This is a genomic window from Streptomyces sp. NPDC090088 (genome assembly GCF_044747345.1).
Classification (GTDB): domain Bacteria; phylum Actinomycetota; class Actinomycetes; order Streptomycetales; family Streptomycetaceae; genus Streptomyces.
On the sequence record NZ_JBIVDZ010000013.1, the window covers coordinates 357,933 to 372,279 of the forward strand.

A 14,347-nucleotide genomic window follows, 5' to 3' on the forward strand; every position below is an offset into this window, starting at 1 on the left:
TTCAGTCCGCGGTCCTGGCCGCCCGGCCCGGGCGTACGGTCACCGGTTCGGCGAGGCGCTGTTCGTCGCAGAGCTGCTGGAGTTTCGCCAGTGTCTCGTCGAGGGAGGGGCCGAGGCGCTTGCCGGGGGTGAAGGTCGCCGGGAGGTGGCGCATGCCCTGGATGATGCCGATCGTCTCGTAGTGGACGGTGCCGTCGGCGTCGCAGCGGTAGTCCGGCATCCGGTCGAGCACGGCCGTCGCCATCCGCTTGAACACCGTACGGGCGACGTTCGAGCCGATGCAGCGGTGGATGCCGAGGCCGAAGCTGCTGTGCCGGTTGCCCTTGCGGTCCAGGTGCACCCGGTCGGGGTCGGCGAAGACGGCCGGGTCGCGATTGGCCATCGCCCAGGACAGCCACAGGCGTTCACCCTCCTCGAACCGCTGGCCGGCGATCTCGCAGTCGGCGGAGATCGTACGGCCGTCGCCCGGGGCGGGGGCGAAGTAGCGCAGGAACTCCTCGGTCGCCGAGTCCAGCAGGGTCGCCCGCTCACGGCTGAGCCGGTCCCGCTCAGCGGGATGCTCGGACAGCCACTCCAGCGCGTGCGCGGTGAGCGCGGTCGTGGTGTCGAAGCCGCCCCCGATGAGCAGGGCGAGGACGCCGACCAGTTCCTCGTCGGGCGGTGTCCTCCCGTTGATGTCCGCGCGCACGAGGGCGTCGATCAGGCCGGGCCGGGGGTGCTGCCGGACGTCCAGGATGGACGTGTACAGCGCCACGCCCATGTTCCGGCTCATCTCCGCCACGCGTGGCATGTCCGGGGAGTCGGGCGGGGTGTAGACGGAGGCGTGGGCGGGTTCGTTGTAGACCGTCCAGTCCGCCAGCGGGATGCCCATCATCGCGAGGGTGAGGACGGCGGGGACGATGTTGGCGAGGTCGTCGACGAAGTCGATGCTGCCCTCCTCGATCCGCTCGTCGAGGCAGGCACGGACCACCTCGTCGACGAAGGGGATCCAGCGGGCGACAGCCGCCGGGGAGAGGTAGGGGTTGAGGGTCTGGCGGTAGTGGCGCTGCTCGGGCGGGTCCATCTCCAGGAATCCGCCCTGCGCTTCGCGGGCGCGCGGCGGCGAGGGGATGGTGATGCCCTTGTAGCCGCGGCGTTCGCCCTTGACGTCGTGGTCGTTGGAGAGGAACTCGGCGGACCGGGCCAGTTCGAAGACCTCGCGGTTGCCGCTGGCGACCCAGTGGCCGCCGTGGGTGTCGGTCCAGGCGATGGGGCACTTGCCGTGCAGTTCGTGGGTGATCTCCGCGAACCGCGTTCGGTACTCGGGTGTGTGCCGGTCGAAGTGCACCCGGTGTTTCTTGCGTTCGTCGTCGGTGCCGGCCTCGCTCATGGCTCTGTCCTTGTCCTTGCGTTCGGGGAAGTCGGCCCGCTCAGTAGAGCTGGATGGCCCGTTCGGGGCAGGAGTGCGCGGCTTCCCGGACCTGCTCCTCCTGGTCGGCCGGGACCTCTTCGCTCACGGCCGAGGAGTGGCCGTCGATGTCGTCGAGCTGGAATGCCTTCGGAGCGATCATCGCGCAGAGCGTATGGCCCTGGCAGCGCTCCGGATCGACCCGGACCTTCACGCTAATCTCCCTGTTGACCTGGGGTTTGGGTGGGTTCAGCGGCGCCAGTCGTACCACTTGAGGTAGCCGCCCGCGTCCACCCGCAGCTGGGTGCCGGTGATGTACCGGGCCTCGTCGGAGGCGAGGAAGAGCAGGGCGTTGCTGATGTCGCGGGGTTCGACGTACGGGATCGGCATGGCCTGCTGCACGGCGAAGGACGGCTCGGCGTCCTCGCGGGTGGGGTGGGCGAGGTCGGGCCGGAAGGACTCGTACATCGACTCGTTCTGCAACATGTGCGTGTCGACGTTGGTGGGGTGCAGGACATTGGCGCGCTGCCCCAACGGGGCGAGGTTGCGGGCGAGTTCGTGGACGTACTCGGACAGGGCCCGCTTGGCGAACGCGTAGCCCGCGCCGCCCGGGTTGGAGCCCGGGGTCTGGACGATGCCGTGGTCCATGAGGGCGGCGGTCGAGCCGGTGGCGATGACGGAGGCGCCCTCGCGCAGGTGCGGCAGGCAGATCTGGATGGTGTTGATGGTGCCGATCAGGTCGACGTCGACGGCGTCGCACCAGGCCTGCATCTTGGGTTCGCCGCGCAGCGGGGCGATTCCGGCCTGGGCCACCACGATGTCCAGACCGCCGAGCCGCTCCAGGCCCGCCGCCAGCGCCTCGCGCAGCTGGGCGGTGTCGCGGACGTCCGCCTGGCGGGCGACGATCCGCCGGCCCTGCTCCTCGACCAGGCGGACGGTCTCCTTGAGGTCCTCGGGGGTGGCCATCGGGTAGCGGACCGTCTCGAAGTCACGGCAGATGTCCACCGCGATGATGTCGGCGCCCTCCTCGGCCAGGCGCACGGCGTGGCTGCGGCCCTGACCGCGCGCCGCGCCGGTGATGAACGCGACCTTGCCCTCGACTCGTCCCATGGGCGGTGTCCTTTCTTCCGTGGTTGTTCCCCGCGCGGCGAGCGCCGGCCTCGGTCAGCCGGTGCCCGAGGGGGCCAGTACGTCCGTCAGGGCGTCGAGGGCCGGGGCGAGGGCGCCGAGTTCGGCACCGAGTTCACCGGCGACCGTGTGCACGACGTCGAGGTCCTTGCCGAGGAACTCGGCGGTGGAGCTCGCGAATTCGGCGACCGATCCGCGTCGTACGACGCCCGCGAGGGCGCGGCTCGACGCGCTGCCGTGGGTGAGGGCGTCCAGCAGGAGCCGCTCGTCGAGGCCCAGTTGGCGGCCGAGCCGGGCGGCGTGGGCGAGCAGTCCGATCTGGGCGGCGAAGACGGTGTTGTTGACGAGTTTCACGCGTTGGCCCGCACCGAGCGGGCCGACGTGCAGCACCGGGTCGCCATAGGCGCGCAGGACCGGCCGGATCCGGGCGACCGTGTCCTGGGCACCGCCGACGTAGAGGGTGATCCGGCCGGCCGCCACGTCCGGCGGCCCGCCGCTGACCGGGGCGTCGACGACATCGATGCCGCGGGGCGCGGCCCGGTGCGCCACGGCCTCGACGGTGTGCGGACTCGCGGTGGTGTGGACGACGAGGATGCCGCCGGCCGGCATCGCGTCGAGCAGCCCGCTTTCGAGGCAGACCTCGCGCACCTGCTCGTCGGTGTGGACGCACACCAGCACGGCGTCGGCCCCCTCGCCGACCTCCGCGACCCCGGGGACGATCTCCGCGGGTTCCCTGGTGAGGGCCCCGCGGGCCGCGTCCGACCGGGCGGCGACCCGTACCCGGTGACCGGCCTCCGCGAGCCGTCGCACCATGGGCAGGCCCATCCGACCGGCCCCCACGACTCCGATCACAAGAATCTCCCTTCCGGATGCGAGAACCATACTTTCACCGAACGATGCCCGGAAGTCCCGCGTAACGACTTTGTGTCACGGCGAGACAGAAGCAGTGGCAGGATTCCGGGGTGGTTCCCTTCCAGCCGTTCCCCGGTATGGTTCTCAAAATCGAGAACATAGTTTCCACCGGTGGTCGCGTCCACGGTCTGGAGGAGTTCATGGAGCGCAGGACCTGCGGGGAAGTGGCCCGATGAGCGGCGACGGCCCGCTGGCCGGGATACGGATCCTGGAAGTGGCGATGTACGGGTTCGTCCCGTCCGCCGGGGCCGTGCTCGCCGACTGGGGCGCGGACGTGATCAAGGTCGAGCACGCGGTCAACGGCGATCCGCAGCGCGGACTGCGGCAGACCGGCACCTTCAAGGTGGAGGGCGACCCCAACCCGAACATCGAGCACGCCAACCGCGGCAAGCGCAGCATCGGCCTGGACATGGCACGGCCCGAGGGCCGGGAGGTGCTGTACGAACTGGCCCGGCGCGCGGACGTGTTCCTCACCAGCTTCCTTCCGTCGGCGCGGCAGAGGTTCGGCATCGACGTCGAGGACATCCGCGAGGTCAACCCGCGGATCGTCTACGCCCGGGGCAGCGCCCTCGGTCCGCGCGGCGGGGAGGCGGACAAGGGCGGGTACGACATGACCGCGTTCTGGGCCCGCGCCGGTACGGCGGCCAGCCTCACGCCGCCCGGCACGCCCGGCATGATCCCGCCGCCCGGCCCGGCCTACGGGGACACCATCTCGGGCACGAACCTCGCCGGGGGCATCGCCGCCGCCCTGCTGAGGCGCGAGCGCACAGGCGAACCGTCCGTCGTGGACGTCTCGTTGCTGGGCAGCGGGGTGTGGGCCCTGGGACACGGGATCGCCCTGTCGCTCCGCCTGGACCGGCCGATGGTCGCACCGCCCACCGGGGCGCACGGCTCCCCCACCAACCCGCTGTCCGGGCTGTACCGCACGGCCGACGACCGCTGTCTGGCGTTCGTGATGATGCAGCCGGGCAAGTTCTGGGCGGACGTGTGCCGGCACATCGGCCGGCCCGAACTGGCGGAGGATCCGCGGTTCGCGAGCGCCGAACTGATCGCCGCGCACACGGCGGAGGCCGTCGCGATCCTGCGCGAGGTGATCGCCACGGGCACGCTCGCGGAGTGGACCGAGCGGTTCGCGACGCTGGCCGGGCCGTGGGCGCCCGTACAGGACTCGCTACAGGTCGGTTCCGACGCACAGGTCCGGGCGAACGAGTACCTCGTGCGCGCCGGGGAGCTAGAACTCGCCGCGAACCCGGTGCAGTTCGACGTCACCGCGCCCCGGCTGGGCCCTGCCCCCGAGTTCGCGGCCCAGACCGAGGAGGTCCTGCTGGAGCTGGGGCTGGACTGGGAACGGATTCTGGCGCTGAAGGCGGCGGGGGCGGTGACGTAGCCCCCTCGACCGCTCCCACCAGCACGGCGGAGAGCTTGCTCTCGCACATCGGGACTCACCTTGCCGCAACGAAAGAAGGGCCGCACCCATATGCCCGTCACCGTCACCGAACTCACCCCCACCACCGGTGTGGAGATCACCGGCCTCTCCGGGAACCGGCTGGTCGACCGGGGCGTCGCGGAGGAATGCCTGGCCGCGCTGGAGCGGCGCGGGGTGGTGATCTACCGCGAGGCCGACATCGACGACGACGATCTGGTCGCGTTCGGCCGGCTGCTCGGCGAGGTCGTCCCGCTGCCGATGGGCGGCCACCCGACGCACCGCGAGATCCAGCGGATCACCCGGGACCCGGCGAAGAGCCCGCTGGCCGCCTACCGCGAGTCCACCTTCTTCTGGCACATCGACGGCACGACCCAGCGGATACCCAGCAGGGCGACGCTTCTGACGGCACGGCAGGTGTCGGGAGACGGCGACGGGGACACCGAGTTCGCCAACACCTTCGCCGCGTACGAGGCGCTGCCGGAGGCGGAGCGGAAGGAACTGGACGGCCTGCGCGTCGTGCACAGCTTCGCGGCCTCGCAGCTTCTGGTGACACCGGACCCGTCACCGAAGGAGCGGGCGGCCTGGGACCGCAACCCGGCCCGGGAGCATCCGCTGGTGTGGACCCGGCGCAACGGCCGCAGGTCGCTGCTGATCGGGGCGACGGCCGGCGAGGTGACCGACCGGCCGCCGGACGAGGGCCGCAGGCTGCTGGACCGGCTCCTCGACTGGGCGACCCAGCCCCGGTTCACCCTGCGCCACCGCTGGCGCCAGGGCGACCTCGTCATCTGGGACAACACCGGGATGCTGCACCGGGCGCTGCCCTACGGTCCCGCCTCCTCCCGGCTGATGCACCGCACGTCCCTGCTCGGCGAGGAGGCGGTCGTATGAGCGAGCGGCGCGCGGCACTCGTCACGGGCGGCGGTTCGGGTATCGGCCGCGCGATCGCCCAGCGGCTCGCCGAGGACGGCTTCGCCACGGCCGTGCTCGATCTCAACGCCGAGGCGGCCGAGCAGGTCGCCGAGGAGGCACGGCAGAAGGGGCACGAGGCGGTCGCCTTCGGGGGCGTGGACGTGTCCGACCGGGGGCAGGTGAACGCCGCCGTGCAGCGGGTCCGGGACGTGCTGGGCGGGCCGGTGCTGGCGCTGGTCAACAACGCGGGCGTCAGCGGGTTCGGCCCCTTCCTGAAGATCACCGACGAGACCTGGGACCGGATCATGGCCGTGAACCTCAACGGCCCGTTCTACCTCTGCCAGGCGGTCGTGCCCGACATGAAAGAGGCGGGCTGGGGGCGGATCGTGAACATCTCGTCGTCCAGTACGCATTCAGGGCAGCCGTACATGGCGCACTACGTCGCCTCGAAGGCCGGACTCGTCGGCTTCACCAAGTCCCTGGCGCTGGAGCTGGGTCCGGTCGGCATCACCGTGAACACCATCCCGCCCGGCTTCATCGACACCCCGATGCTGCGGGCCTCCGAGGAACGCGGCCTGCTGGGCGGATCCGTGGACCACCACGCGGAGCTGACACCGGTACGGCGTCCGGGGCGCCCGGAGGACATCGCGGCCGCCTGCTCGTTCCTGGTATCCGAGGAGGCCGGGTACATCACCGGGCAGGTGATCGGGGTGAACGGGGGCCGCAACACCTGAGCCCCGGGCCGGTCCGGCCGCACGCCGGACGGGTATGTGACGCATTCGGCGTGTCCGTACCGTCGCGCGCGTCTCGTCACCGCGTCGATGATGGCGCCGTGACGAGACGCCCGAGGCCGGGCCGGGCACGCCCGACGCCGGGCCGGGCACGCCCGAAGCCGGGCCGGGCAGGTCACTTCCGGCGGTTGAGCGCCCGGTCCGCGGCCTCCCAGTGCGCGTCGGCGGCCCACAGCCGGGCGAAGGCGCGCACCGCGTCGTCCGCCGAAGTGCCGTCGTCCAGCACGTGTTTGATCTCAGCGGCGGGTCCGGTGGCGAGGGCGCGTGCCACAGAACGCCATTCCGTCTCGAAGGAGGCGCGCGGCACCACCCGGTCCACCAGGCCGACCCGCTCCGCCTCGGCGGCGTCGAGGACGGCGCCGGTGCCCGCGAGCAGCAGCGCCCGGCCACGGCCGACCAGGGCGGCGAGCCGCTCGGCGCCGCCCCAGGCGGGCATGATCGCGAGGGTCACCTGGGTGAAGCCGATCCTGATGTCGGCGGCGGCGACCCGGATGTCGGCGGCGACGGCCACCTCGGCCCCGCCGCCCAGCGCATGGCCGTTGAGCGCGGCGACGACGGGGGCGGGAAAGCCGGCGATGCGGTCGCAGAGGCCCCGCATCCGCCAGGCCATGGCCGCCGCGTCCTCCTCGGTGCGGATCGCGGCGAGTTCCTTGAGGTCTCCGCCGGAGACGAACGCCCGGTCGCCCGCTCCCCTGATCACCAGCGCCCGCGCGCCGGCCGCCGCGTCCAGCGCCTTCTCCAGCTCGTCCATCGTGGCGAGCGAGATGGCGTTGCGGGCCTGGGGGCGGTCGATCGTGAGGACGGCCAGGCCGTCGTCGTCCCGCGCGAGGTCGATCACGTGATTCCCCTCTGACGATATTGGCATTCTCCTACAGCGAGAATAACGTATGCGCCGCTGAGCGCCGCAAGCCCGACACCTCGAAGAGCCGCCCGTCGCAGTGGAGGTAGCCGCAGATGCGAGAGATCCCCGTCGAGTTGACCGAGCGTTACGCAGCCGAGGGCTGGTGGACCGAGGAGACGGTCGGTGACCTGCTGACCCGGGGTCTGGCGGCGGCGCCGGACACCGAGTTCCGGGTGCACTCGGCCGTCCGCCCCTGGGAAGGCACCTTCCGGGACGTCGAAGCGGTCGCGCGGCGGCTGGCGGGCGGTCTGCGGCAGCGGGGCGTGGGGCCGGGCGACGCGGTGGCCTTCCAGCTGCCCAACTGGATGGAGGCCGCGGCGGTGTTCTGGGCCTCGGCGCTCCTCGGGGCGGCGGTCGTGCCGATCGTGCACTTCTACGGGCGCAAGGAGGTCGGCTACATCCTCGACGCCGTCCGGCCGCGCGTCTTCGTCACCGCCGAGCGGTTCGGGCGGCTGGAGTTCCGGCCGGAGCTGTGCGCGGACGTGCCGGTGGTCGGCGTGGTGGGCCGGGACTTCGACGCGCTGCTCGGCGACGAACCGCTCACGGAGCCGCTTCCGGCCGACCCGGCCGCCCCCGCCCTGATCGCCTTCACCTCCGGCACGACCCGCGACCCGAAGGGCGTCGTGCACAGCCACCGGACCCTGGGCCACGAGACCCGCCAGCTCGCCGCGAGCTACCCGCCGGACCGTGGCCGCCAGCTCACCGCCGCCCCGGTGGGTCACTTCATCGGCATGGTGAACGCGTTCCTGATCCCCGTCCTGGACGGCACCCCCGTGCACCTCACCGACGTCTGGGACCCGGCCGGGGCCCTGCGGCTGATGCGGGACCACCGGCTGCACATCGGGGGCGGGGCGCCGTACTACGTCACCAGCCTCCTCGACCACCCCGACTTCACCGAGGAGCACCTGCGGTACCTGCGGTACGCGGGGCTCGGCGGCTCGTCCGTGCCGGCCGCCGTCACCACCCGGCTGGCCGGCCTCGGGATCCGGGTGTTCCGGGCGTACGGCAGCACCGAGCATCCCTCGATCACCTCGTCCCGGCACGACGCCCCGGAGCCCAAGCGGCTGTTCACGGACGGGGCCACGCTGCCGGGTGTCGAGATCCGGCTGGCCGAGGACGGCGAGATCCTCAGCCGGGGCCCGGACCTGTGCCTCGGCTACACCGATCCGGCCCTGACGGCGCGGGCGTTCGACGAGGACGGCTGGTACCGCACCGGCGACCTCGGCGAGCTGGACGAGGACGGGTACCTGACGATCACCGGCCGCAAGGCGGACCTGATCATCCGGGGCGGCGAGAACATCAGCGCGCTGGAGGTCGAGGAGATCCTCCTCGCCATGCCCGGGGTCGCGGAGGCCGCGGTCGTCGCCGCCCCCGACGCCCGGCTCGGCGAACACGCGGCCGGGTTCCTGCGGATGCTGCCCGGACACCCGCTGCCCGGCCTGGCGGAGATGCGGGCGCACTTCGAGCGGGCGGGGCTGGCCCGGCAGAAGTGGCCGGAGGAGTTGCACCAGGTCGCGGAGTTCCCGCGGACGGCGAGCGGCAAGGTGCAGAAGTTCCGGCTCCGTCAGGACATTGCCGTAGGCACCTGAAGAGAATAGCATTCTCTCAAATCGCAAAGGAGGGTCTCATGTCGCGTGCGCTGCCGTACCCGCTCTTCGACGCGGACAACCACCTGTACGAGACCGAGGAGGCGCTGACCCGGTTCCTCCCCAAGCAGTACGCGGGAGCGATCGAGTACGTGCAGGTCCGCGGCCGTACGAAGATCGCGATCCTCGGCCAGATCAGCGAGTACATCCCGAACCCCACCTTCGAGGTGGTCGCCCGGCCCGGTGCGATGGAGGAGTACTTCCGGATCGGCAACCCGGACGGCAAGTCCCGCCGGGAGATCTTCGGGGAGCCGATGCGCTCGATCCCCGCCTACCGGGAACCCGGCCCGCGCCTGGAGCTGCTCGACGAACTCGGGGTGCAGCGCACGCTGATGTTCCCGACGCTGGCGAGCCTCATCGAGGAGCGGATGCGCCACCACCCGGAGCTCATCCACGCCGTCATCCACTCGCTCAACGAGTGGCTGCACGCGACCTGGTCCTTCAACTACAAGGACCGCATCTTCACCACCCCGGTGATCACCCTCCCCATCGTGGAGAAGGCGATCGCGGAGCTCGACTGGGCCGTGGAGCGCGGCGCGAGGGCGATTCTCGTCCGGCCCGCCCCGGTGCCCGGCTACGGCGGCTCGCGGTCCTTCGCGATGGAGGAGTTCGACCCGTTCTGGAGGCGGGTCGTGGAGACCGGGGTGCTGGTCGCGATGCACTCCTCCGACAGCGGGTACTCCCGGTACGCCAACGACTGGGAGGGCACCTCCGCCGAGATGCTGCCGTTCAAGTCGAACGCCTTCCGCCAGGTGAACGAGTGGCGGCCGATCCAGGACGCGGTGGCCTCCTGGGTCTGCCACGGCGCGCTGTTCCGCTTCCCCGAGCTGAAGATCGCCCTCATCGAGAACGGCTCGTCCTGGGTGGCCCCGCTCCTCGACCAACTCGCCGACGTCCACAAGAAGATGCCGGAGCAGTTCCTCGGCGACCCGGTGCAGGCCGTCAAGGACAGCATCCATGTCAGCCCGTTCTACGAGGAGAACCTGGGCGAGCTGGTCGACCTCATCGGCGTCGACCGGGTGCTGTTCGGCTCGGACTACCCGCATCCGGAGGGCCTGGCCCAGCCGACCTCCTACGTGGACGCCATCCAGGGGCTCGACCCGGCGGACCAGGCGAAGATCATGGGCGGCAACCTGTCCCGGCTGATCCCGGCGTGAGCGGGAGAGGGCTTCTCTCGTGAGGTGGGAGACCATCCCCCGGATGGTGCTGAGCGCGGCCGACCGCTTCGGTGACGCCGAGGCGGTCGTGGACGGACCGCTGCGCCTCACCTTCGCCCAACTCGCCGAGCGGGTGAGGGTGGCGGCGGGCGCCTTCGCCGCGCTGGGGGTCGGCAGGGGCGACCGGGTGGCGATCTGGGCGCCCAACTCCGCCGAGTGGATCGTGGCCGCGTTCGGGCTGCTGACCGCCGGCGGGGTGCTCGTCCCGGTCAACACCCGGTTCAAGGCGGCCGAGGCGCACGACATCGTCGTCCGCAGCCGAGCCAAGGCCGTACTCGTCCAACAGGGCTTCCTGGGCCTGGAGTTCACCGGACCGCCCGGCGTACCGGTGATCGACCTCAAGTCCGGCTTCCTGGACAGTGGTTCGCCCCTCGAACGGCACGTCGACGGTGACGACGTGGCGGACATCGTCTTCACCTCGGGGACGACGGGCCGTCCCAAGGGCGTCCTCATGACCCACGCCCAGACACTGCGCCTGTACGAGGAGTGGTGCGACCTCGCCGACCTGCGCACGGGCGACCGCTACCTGATCGTCAATCCGTTCTTCCACATCTTCGGCTACAAGGCGGGCTGTATCGCCTCCCTGATCCGCGGCGCCACGATCCTGCCCGTACCGGTCTTCGACGTGGAGCGGGTGCTCGACCTGGTCGAGCGGGAACGCGTGACGATGCTGCCGGGCCCGCCGACCCTCTACCACTCCCTCCTGGAGGCCCGGGCCAAGGGCGGCCGGGACCTGTCCTCCCTGCGCTGCGCCGTCACCGGCGCGGCCGACATCCCCGTCGAACTCATCCGCCGGATCAGCGAGGAACTCCCCTTCCGCTCGATCATGACCGGCTACGGCCTCTCGGAGGCCGGCACGGTGACCGCCTCCCGCCCCGGCGACTCCTTCGAGGACATCGCGACCACCGTCGGCACCCCCTGCGACGGCGTGGAGATCCGCGTCGCCGACGACGGGGAGGTGCTGGTGCGCGGCTACAGCGTGATGCGCGGATATCTCGACGACCCGGAGGCGACCGCCGAGACCGTGGACGAGGACGGCTGGCTGCACACCGGCGACCTCGGCACCCTGGACGGCCGGGGACACCTGAGGATCGTGGGCCGCAAGAAGGACATGTTCCTGGTCGGCGGCTTCAACGCCTACCCGGCGGAGATCGAGGGCTTCCTGCTGCGGCACCCCGCCGTGGCACAGGTCGCGGTGATCGGCGTGCCGGACCCGCGCATGGGGCAGGTCGGCAAGGCGTTCGTGGTGCGGCACGGGCCGGTGACCGAGGCGGAGCTGATCGCCTGGAGCCGCGAGCGCATGGCCGGGTTCAAGGTGCCCCGGTCCGTGGAGTTCCGCGAGGAGTTGCCGCTCAACGCCACGGGCAAAGTGATGAAGGACCTACTGCGATGAAGGCAGACGGGAACCGCGACCGGGTTCCCGCCCTGGAGAACGGAGATCTCTCGTGACGACGCACCGCACTGCCGGCCCGACGGCGGACCTGTCACTGGCCCGGCTGGAGCGCCTCGACGACGAGATCATCGCGCTTCTCGCCCGGCGCCGCGCGATGGCCCAGGAACTCCCGGCCCCGGCCCGCGCCCGCGCCGCCGATCCGGCCTTCGCGGAGACCGTACGCGGCATCACGGGCCGCTACCGCCAGGAACTCGGCGGGGCGGGCGAACTCGTCGCCCGCGCGGTCATGGTGCTGTGCGATCCGAGCCGCGAGGCCTGACGGCTGCCTGAAGAAAGCTTCCTTCGCATCCGGGGCCGCTCGGAGTGGTCGCACTCGTGTGGCGCTTCGAGGGCCCCGGATCGCTGCGTACAAATCCCACGCCGGGCGCGGGTGTGGTCCGCGGCACATCCCGGGAGTGCGGAAGGGCACAGGTCGTAGCCGTACCGGGGTCGTTGACATGGCCGCGGATTTGGCCGTACAAATCTGAACAGTGGATCAGTCGGCCGCGCGGAGAACCCGGCCCCCGCGACGGATGTGGAGACCCTTCCGATGAGCGCTCTGGACCTGCTGCCCGACGACGAGCGGCTCGTCGTGCGCACGGTGCGCGAGTTCGTCGACAAGGACGTCAGGCCCGTCGTCCGGGAACTGGAGCACGCCGACACCTACCCCGGGAACCTCATCGACCGGATGAAGGAACTCGGCGTCTACGGCCTCGCGATCCCGGAGGAGTACGGCGGCAACCCCGTCTCCACGCCCTGCTTCGTCCTGGTCACCGAGGAGCTCGCGCGGGGCTGGATGAGCCTGGCCGGGGCGATGGGCGGGCACACGGTCGTCGCCAAGCTCCTGCTGCTGTACGGCACCGCGGAGCAGAAGCGCCGCTATCTGCCCCGGCTGGCCACCGGCGAGACGCGAGCGACCATGGCGCTCACGGAGCCGGGCGGCGGTTCCGATCTCCAGGCGATCACGACGCTCGCACACCGCGAGGGCGACGCGTACGTCGTGAACGGATCCAAGACCTGGATCACCAACTCCCGTCGCGCCGGCCTGATCGCGCTGCTCTGCAAGACCGATGCCGCCGCCGAGCCGCGCCACCGGGGCATCTCGATCCTGCTGGCCGAGCACGGCCCGGGTCTGGTCGTCTCGCGTGATCTTCCCAAGCTCGGCTACAAGGGCGTGGAGAGCTGCGAGTTGTCCTTCGAGGACTACCGGACGCCCGTCGACGCGCTGCTGGGCGGCCGGGAGGGACAGGGCTTCGCCCAGATGATGAAGGGGCTGGAGACCGGCCGACTACAGGTCGCCGCACGGGCGTTGGGTGTGGGACGGGCCGCCCTGGAGGACTCGCTGCGGTACGCGCAGGAGCGCGAGAGCTTCGGCAAGCCCATCTGGCGCCACCAGGCGATCGGCCACCGCCTCGCCGACATGGCGACCAGGCTCACGGCCGCCCGCCAGCTGACCCTCCACGCCGCCCGGGAGGCCGACGCCGGACGGCGGGTCGACATGGAGGCGGGCATGGCCAAGCTGTTCGCGTCCGAGACGGCCATGGAGATCGCGCTCGACGCCGTACGGATCCACGGCGGCTACGGCTACTCCACCGAGTTCGATGTGGAGCGGTACTTCCGTGACGCGCCGCTGATGATCGTCGGCGAGGGCACCAACGAGATCCAACGGAACGTGATCGCCGCCCAGTTGGTGGCCAGAGGCGGTCTCGATGGCTGAGCAGCAGCAGCGCGAGAGCGCCTACTTCCGGCTCGCGCGGGAGCTGCGGGCCGCCGTGCTGCGGCACGACTACCCGGACGGGGTGCGGCTGCCGACCGAGGCCGAGCTCGCCGGGACGTACGGAGTGAGCCGGCAGACGGTGCGGCGGGCGTTCCAGGACCTGGTCACGGAGGGGCTGGTGTACCGGGTGCCGGGACGCGGGACGTTCACCACGCCCCGGGAGGAACAGTACCTACGGCAGTTCGGCTCGGTGGACGACCTGATGGGGCTGTCCATCGACACCCGTATGGACGTCGTCACACCGCTGCACCGGCGGGTCGACGTCGACGCGGCGGGCCGGCTGGGCCTGCGTACGGACCGGGTGCACAAGCTGGCGTTCCTCCGGCTGCACGAGGACGTCGCGTTCTGCCACACCTCGGTCTGGCTGCCGCCCTCGGTCGGCCGACTCCTGGAGCCGGTCACCGAGTTGACGCTGCCGGGCACACCCAACGCGCTCACCGTCATCGGCCTGCTCGACCAGCGGCTGCCGGAACCGATCGGCGAGGCGGAACAGAGCATCACCGTCGCCGAGGCCGCCCCGGACATCGCCCGGCACCTGGGCTGCGAACCGGGGCGTGCCCTGCTGCGCGTCGACCGCGTCTACCAGACCGTCGCCGGGCAGGCCGTCGAACTCGCCATCAGCCACTTCCTGCCCGAGCACTACTCGTACCGCGTGCGGCTGCGGCGCAGCGGCCGGTGATACCCGCCCCACCCGCCCAACACCGTTGAGGAGAAGGAACCTTGAGTCTGAGGATCGTTGTCACTGTGAAGTACGTGCCCGACGCCACTGGCGACCGGCACTTCGCCGATGACCTGACCGTCGACCGTGACGACGTGGACGG

General features: G+C 71.3%; 14 protein-coding genes and 1 pseudogene. 10 read left to right on the forward strand and 5 right to left on the reverse strand.

Translation table 11 applies throughout. The features are described from left to right. Position 1: 1 nt before the first annotated feature. From ACIPSJ_RS47970 to ACIPSJ_RS47985, 4 genes are read right to left on the reverse strand one after another with little or no spacing between them, the layout of a single operon-like run. On the reverse strand, positions 2 to 1,369 hold the full coding sequence (locus ACIPSJ_RS47970) for a cytochrome P450 (RefSeq protein ID WP_401356000.1): 1,368 nt from the start codon (positions 1,367 to 1,369) through the stop codon (positions 2 to 4). A 40-nt stretch (positions 1,370 to 1,409) separates the two neighbouring features. Continuing rightward, on the reverse strand, positions 1,410 to 1,658 hold the full coding sequence (locus ACIPSJ_RS47975; protein WP_401356002.1) for a ferredoxin: 249 nt from the start codon (positions 1,656 to 1,658) through the stop codon (positions 1,410 to 1,412). Next, positions 1,637 to 2,497: a mycofactocin-coupled SDR family oxidoreductase gene (locus ACIPSJ_RS47980; RefSeq protein ID WP_362599395.1), complete on the reverse strand. Its 861-nt coding sequence runs from the start codon at positions 2,495 to 2,497 to the stop codon at positions 1,637 to 1,639. The genes ACIPSJ_RS47975 and ACIPSJ_RS47980 overlap by 22 nt, the downstream gene beginning before the upstream one ends. A 54-nt stretch (positions 2,498 to 2,551) precedes the next feature. Beyond that, complete coding sequence (locus tag ACIPSJ_RS47985; protein WP_359213577.1) at positions 2,552 to 3,367, reverse strand: NAD(P)-dependent oxidoreductase; 816 nt, start codon at positions 3,365 to 3,367, stop codon at positions 2,552 to 2,554. Between the two features lie 232 nt (positions 3,368 to 3,599). On the opposite strand from ACIPSJ_RS47985, the gene ACIPSJ_RS47990 reads away from it, so the two are divergent. From ACIPSJ_RS47990 to ACIPSJ_RS48000, 3 genes are all read left to right on the forward strand, one after another. Continuing rightward, a complete protein-coding gene (locus ACIPSJ_RS47990) occupies positions 3,600 to 4,814 on the forward strand; it encodes a CaiB/BaiF CoA transferase family protein (protein WP_401356005.1) in 1,215 nt (404 codons plus the stop codon). A 90-nt stretch (positions 4,815 to 4,904) separates the two neighbouring features. Further along, positions 4,905 to 5,741, forward strand: coding sequence for a TauD/TfdA dioxygenase family protein (locus tag ACIPSJ_RS47995; protein ID WP_401356007.1), 837 nt, complete (start codon positions 4,905 to 4,907; stop codon positions 5,739 to 5,741). Further along, positions 5,738 to 6,496 (forward strand): SDR family NAD(P)-dependent oxidoreductase, encoded by a 759-nt coding sequence (locus ACIPSJ_RS48000; RefSeq protein ID WP_359213586.1) that lies wholly within the window; start codon positions 5,738 to 5,740, stop codon positions 6,494 to 6,496. Before ACIPSJ_RS47995 ends, ACIPSJ_RS48000 begins: the two co-directional genes overlap by 4 nt. 172 nt (positions 6,497 to 6,668) lie before the next feature. Here the strand turns inward: ACIPSJ_RS48000 and ACIPSJ_RS48005 are convergent, their stop codons facing one another. Next, positions 6,669 to 7,391 (reverse strand): enoyl-CoA hydratase/isomerase family protein, encoded by a 723-nt coding sequence (locus tag ACIPSJ_RS48005; protein ID WP_401356010.1) that lies wholly within the window; start codon positions 7,389 to 7,391, stop codon positions 6,669 to 6,671. A gap of 116 nt (positions 7,392 to 7,507) precedes the next feature. Between ACIPSJ_RS48005 and ACIPSJ_RS48010 the strand changes: the two genes are divergently transcribed. From ACIPSJ_RS48010 to ACIPSJ_RS48040, 7 genes and pseudogenes are all read left to right on the forward strand, one after another. After that, positions 7,508 to 9,043, forward strand: a complete 1,536-nt coding sequence (locus tag ACIPSJ_RS48010) for an AMP-binding protein (protein ID WP_401356013.1) — start codon at positions 7,508 to 7,510, stop codon at positions 9,041 to 9,043. A gap of 38 nt (positions 9,044 to 9,081) precedes the next feature. Continuing rightward, a complete protein-coding gene (locus ACIPSJ_RS48015) occupies positions 9,082 to 10,257 on the forward strand; it encodes an amidohydrolase family protein (protein WP_401356016.1) in 1,176 nt (391 codons plus the stop codon). A gap of 19 nt (positions 10,258 to 10,276) precedes the next feature. Continuing rightward, positions 10,277 to 11,710 (forward strand): FadD3 family acyl-CoA ligase, encoded by a 1,434-nt coding sequence (locus tag ACIPSJ_RS48020; protein WP_359213599.1) that lies wholly within the window; start codon positions 10,277 to 10,279, stop codon positions 11,708 to 11,710. Between the two features lie 52 nt (positions 11,711 to 11,762). After that, on the forward strand, positions 11,763 to 12,029 hold the full coding sequence (locus ACIPSJ_RS48025; RefSeq protein WP_359213602.1) for a hypothetical protein: 267 nt from the start codon (positions 11,763 to 11,765) through the stop codon (positions 12,027 to 12,029). Positions 12,030 to 12,299: 270 nt separating this feature from the next. Next, on the forward strand, positions 12,300 to 13,466 hold the full coding sequence (locus ACIPSJ_RS48030; protein WP_359213605.1) for an acyl-CoA dehydrogenase family protein: 1,167 nt from the start codon (positions 12,300 to 12,302) through the stop codon (positions 13,464 to 13,466). Next, positions 13,459 to 14,205: a GntR family transcriptional regulator gene (locus ACIPSJ_RS48035; protein ID WP_401356019.1), complete on the forward strand. Its 747-nt coding sequence runs from the start codon at positions 13,459 to 13,461 to the stop codon at positions 14,203 to 14,205. Before ACIPSJ_RS48030 ends, ACIPSJ_RS48035 begins: the two co-directional genes overlap by 8 nt. A 41-nt stretch (positions 14,206 to 14,246) precedes the next feature. Beyond that, a pseudogene (locus tag ACIPSJ_RS48040) lies at positions 14,247 to 14,347 on the forward strand (electron transfer flavoprotein subunit beta); the annotation flags it as partial.

What these genes read in the sequence shown, in the direction of transcription:
- ACIPSJ_RS48030 (WP_359213605.1), top strand. Translation starts at nt 12,300, where the DNA reads ATGAGCGCTCTGGACCTGCTGCCCGACGACGAGCGGCTCGTCGTGCGC.
- ACIPSJ_RS47970 (WP_401356000.1), bottom strand. Translation starts at nt 1,369, where the DNA reads ATGAGCGAGGCCGGCACCGACGACGAACGCAAGAAACACCGGGTGCAC.
- ACIPSJ_RS47990 (WP_401356005.1), top strand. Translation starts at nt 3,600, where the DNA reads ATGAGCGGCGACGGCCCGCTGGCCGGGATACGGATCCTGGAAGTGGCG.
- ACIPSJ_RS48035 (WP_401356019.1), top strand. Translation starts at nt 13,459, where the DNA reads ATGGCTGAGCAGCAGCAGCGCGAGAGCGCCTACTTCCGGCTCGCGCGG.
- ACIPSJ_RS47995 (WP_401356007.1), top strand. Translation starts at nt 4,905, where the DNA reads ATGCCCGTCACCGTCACCGAACTCACCCCCACCACCGGTGTGGAGATC.
- ACIPSJ_RS48015 (WP_401356016.1), top strand. Translation starts at nt 9,082, where the DNA reads ATGTCGCGTGCGCTGCCGTACCCGCTCTTCGACGCGGACAACCACCTG.
- ACIPSJ_RS47980 (WP_362599395.1), bottom strand. Translation starts at nt 2,497, where the DNA reads ATGGGACGAGTCGAGGGCAAGGTCGCGTTCATCACCGGCGCGGCGCGC.
- ACIPSJ_RS48000 (WP_359213586.1), top strand. Translation starts at nt 5,738, where the DNA reads ATGAGCGAGCGGCGCGCGGCACTCGTCACGGGCGGCGGTTCGGGTATC.
- ACIPSJ_RS48010 (WP_401356013.1), top strand. Translation starts at nt 7,508, where the DNA reads ATGCGAGAGATCCCCGTCGAGTTGACCGAGCGTTACGCAGCCGAGGGC.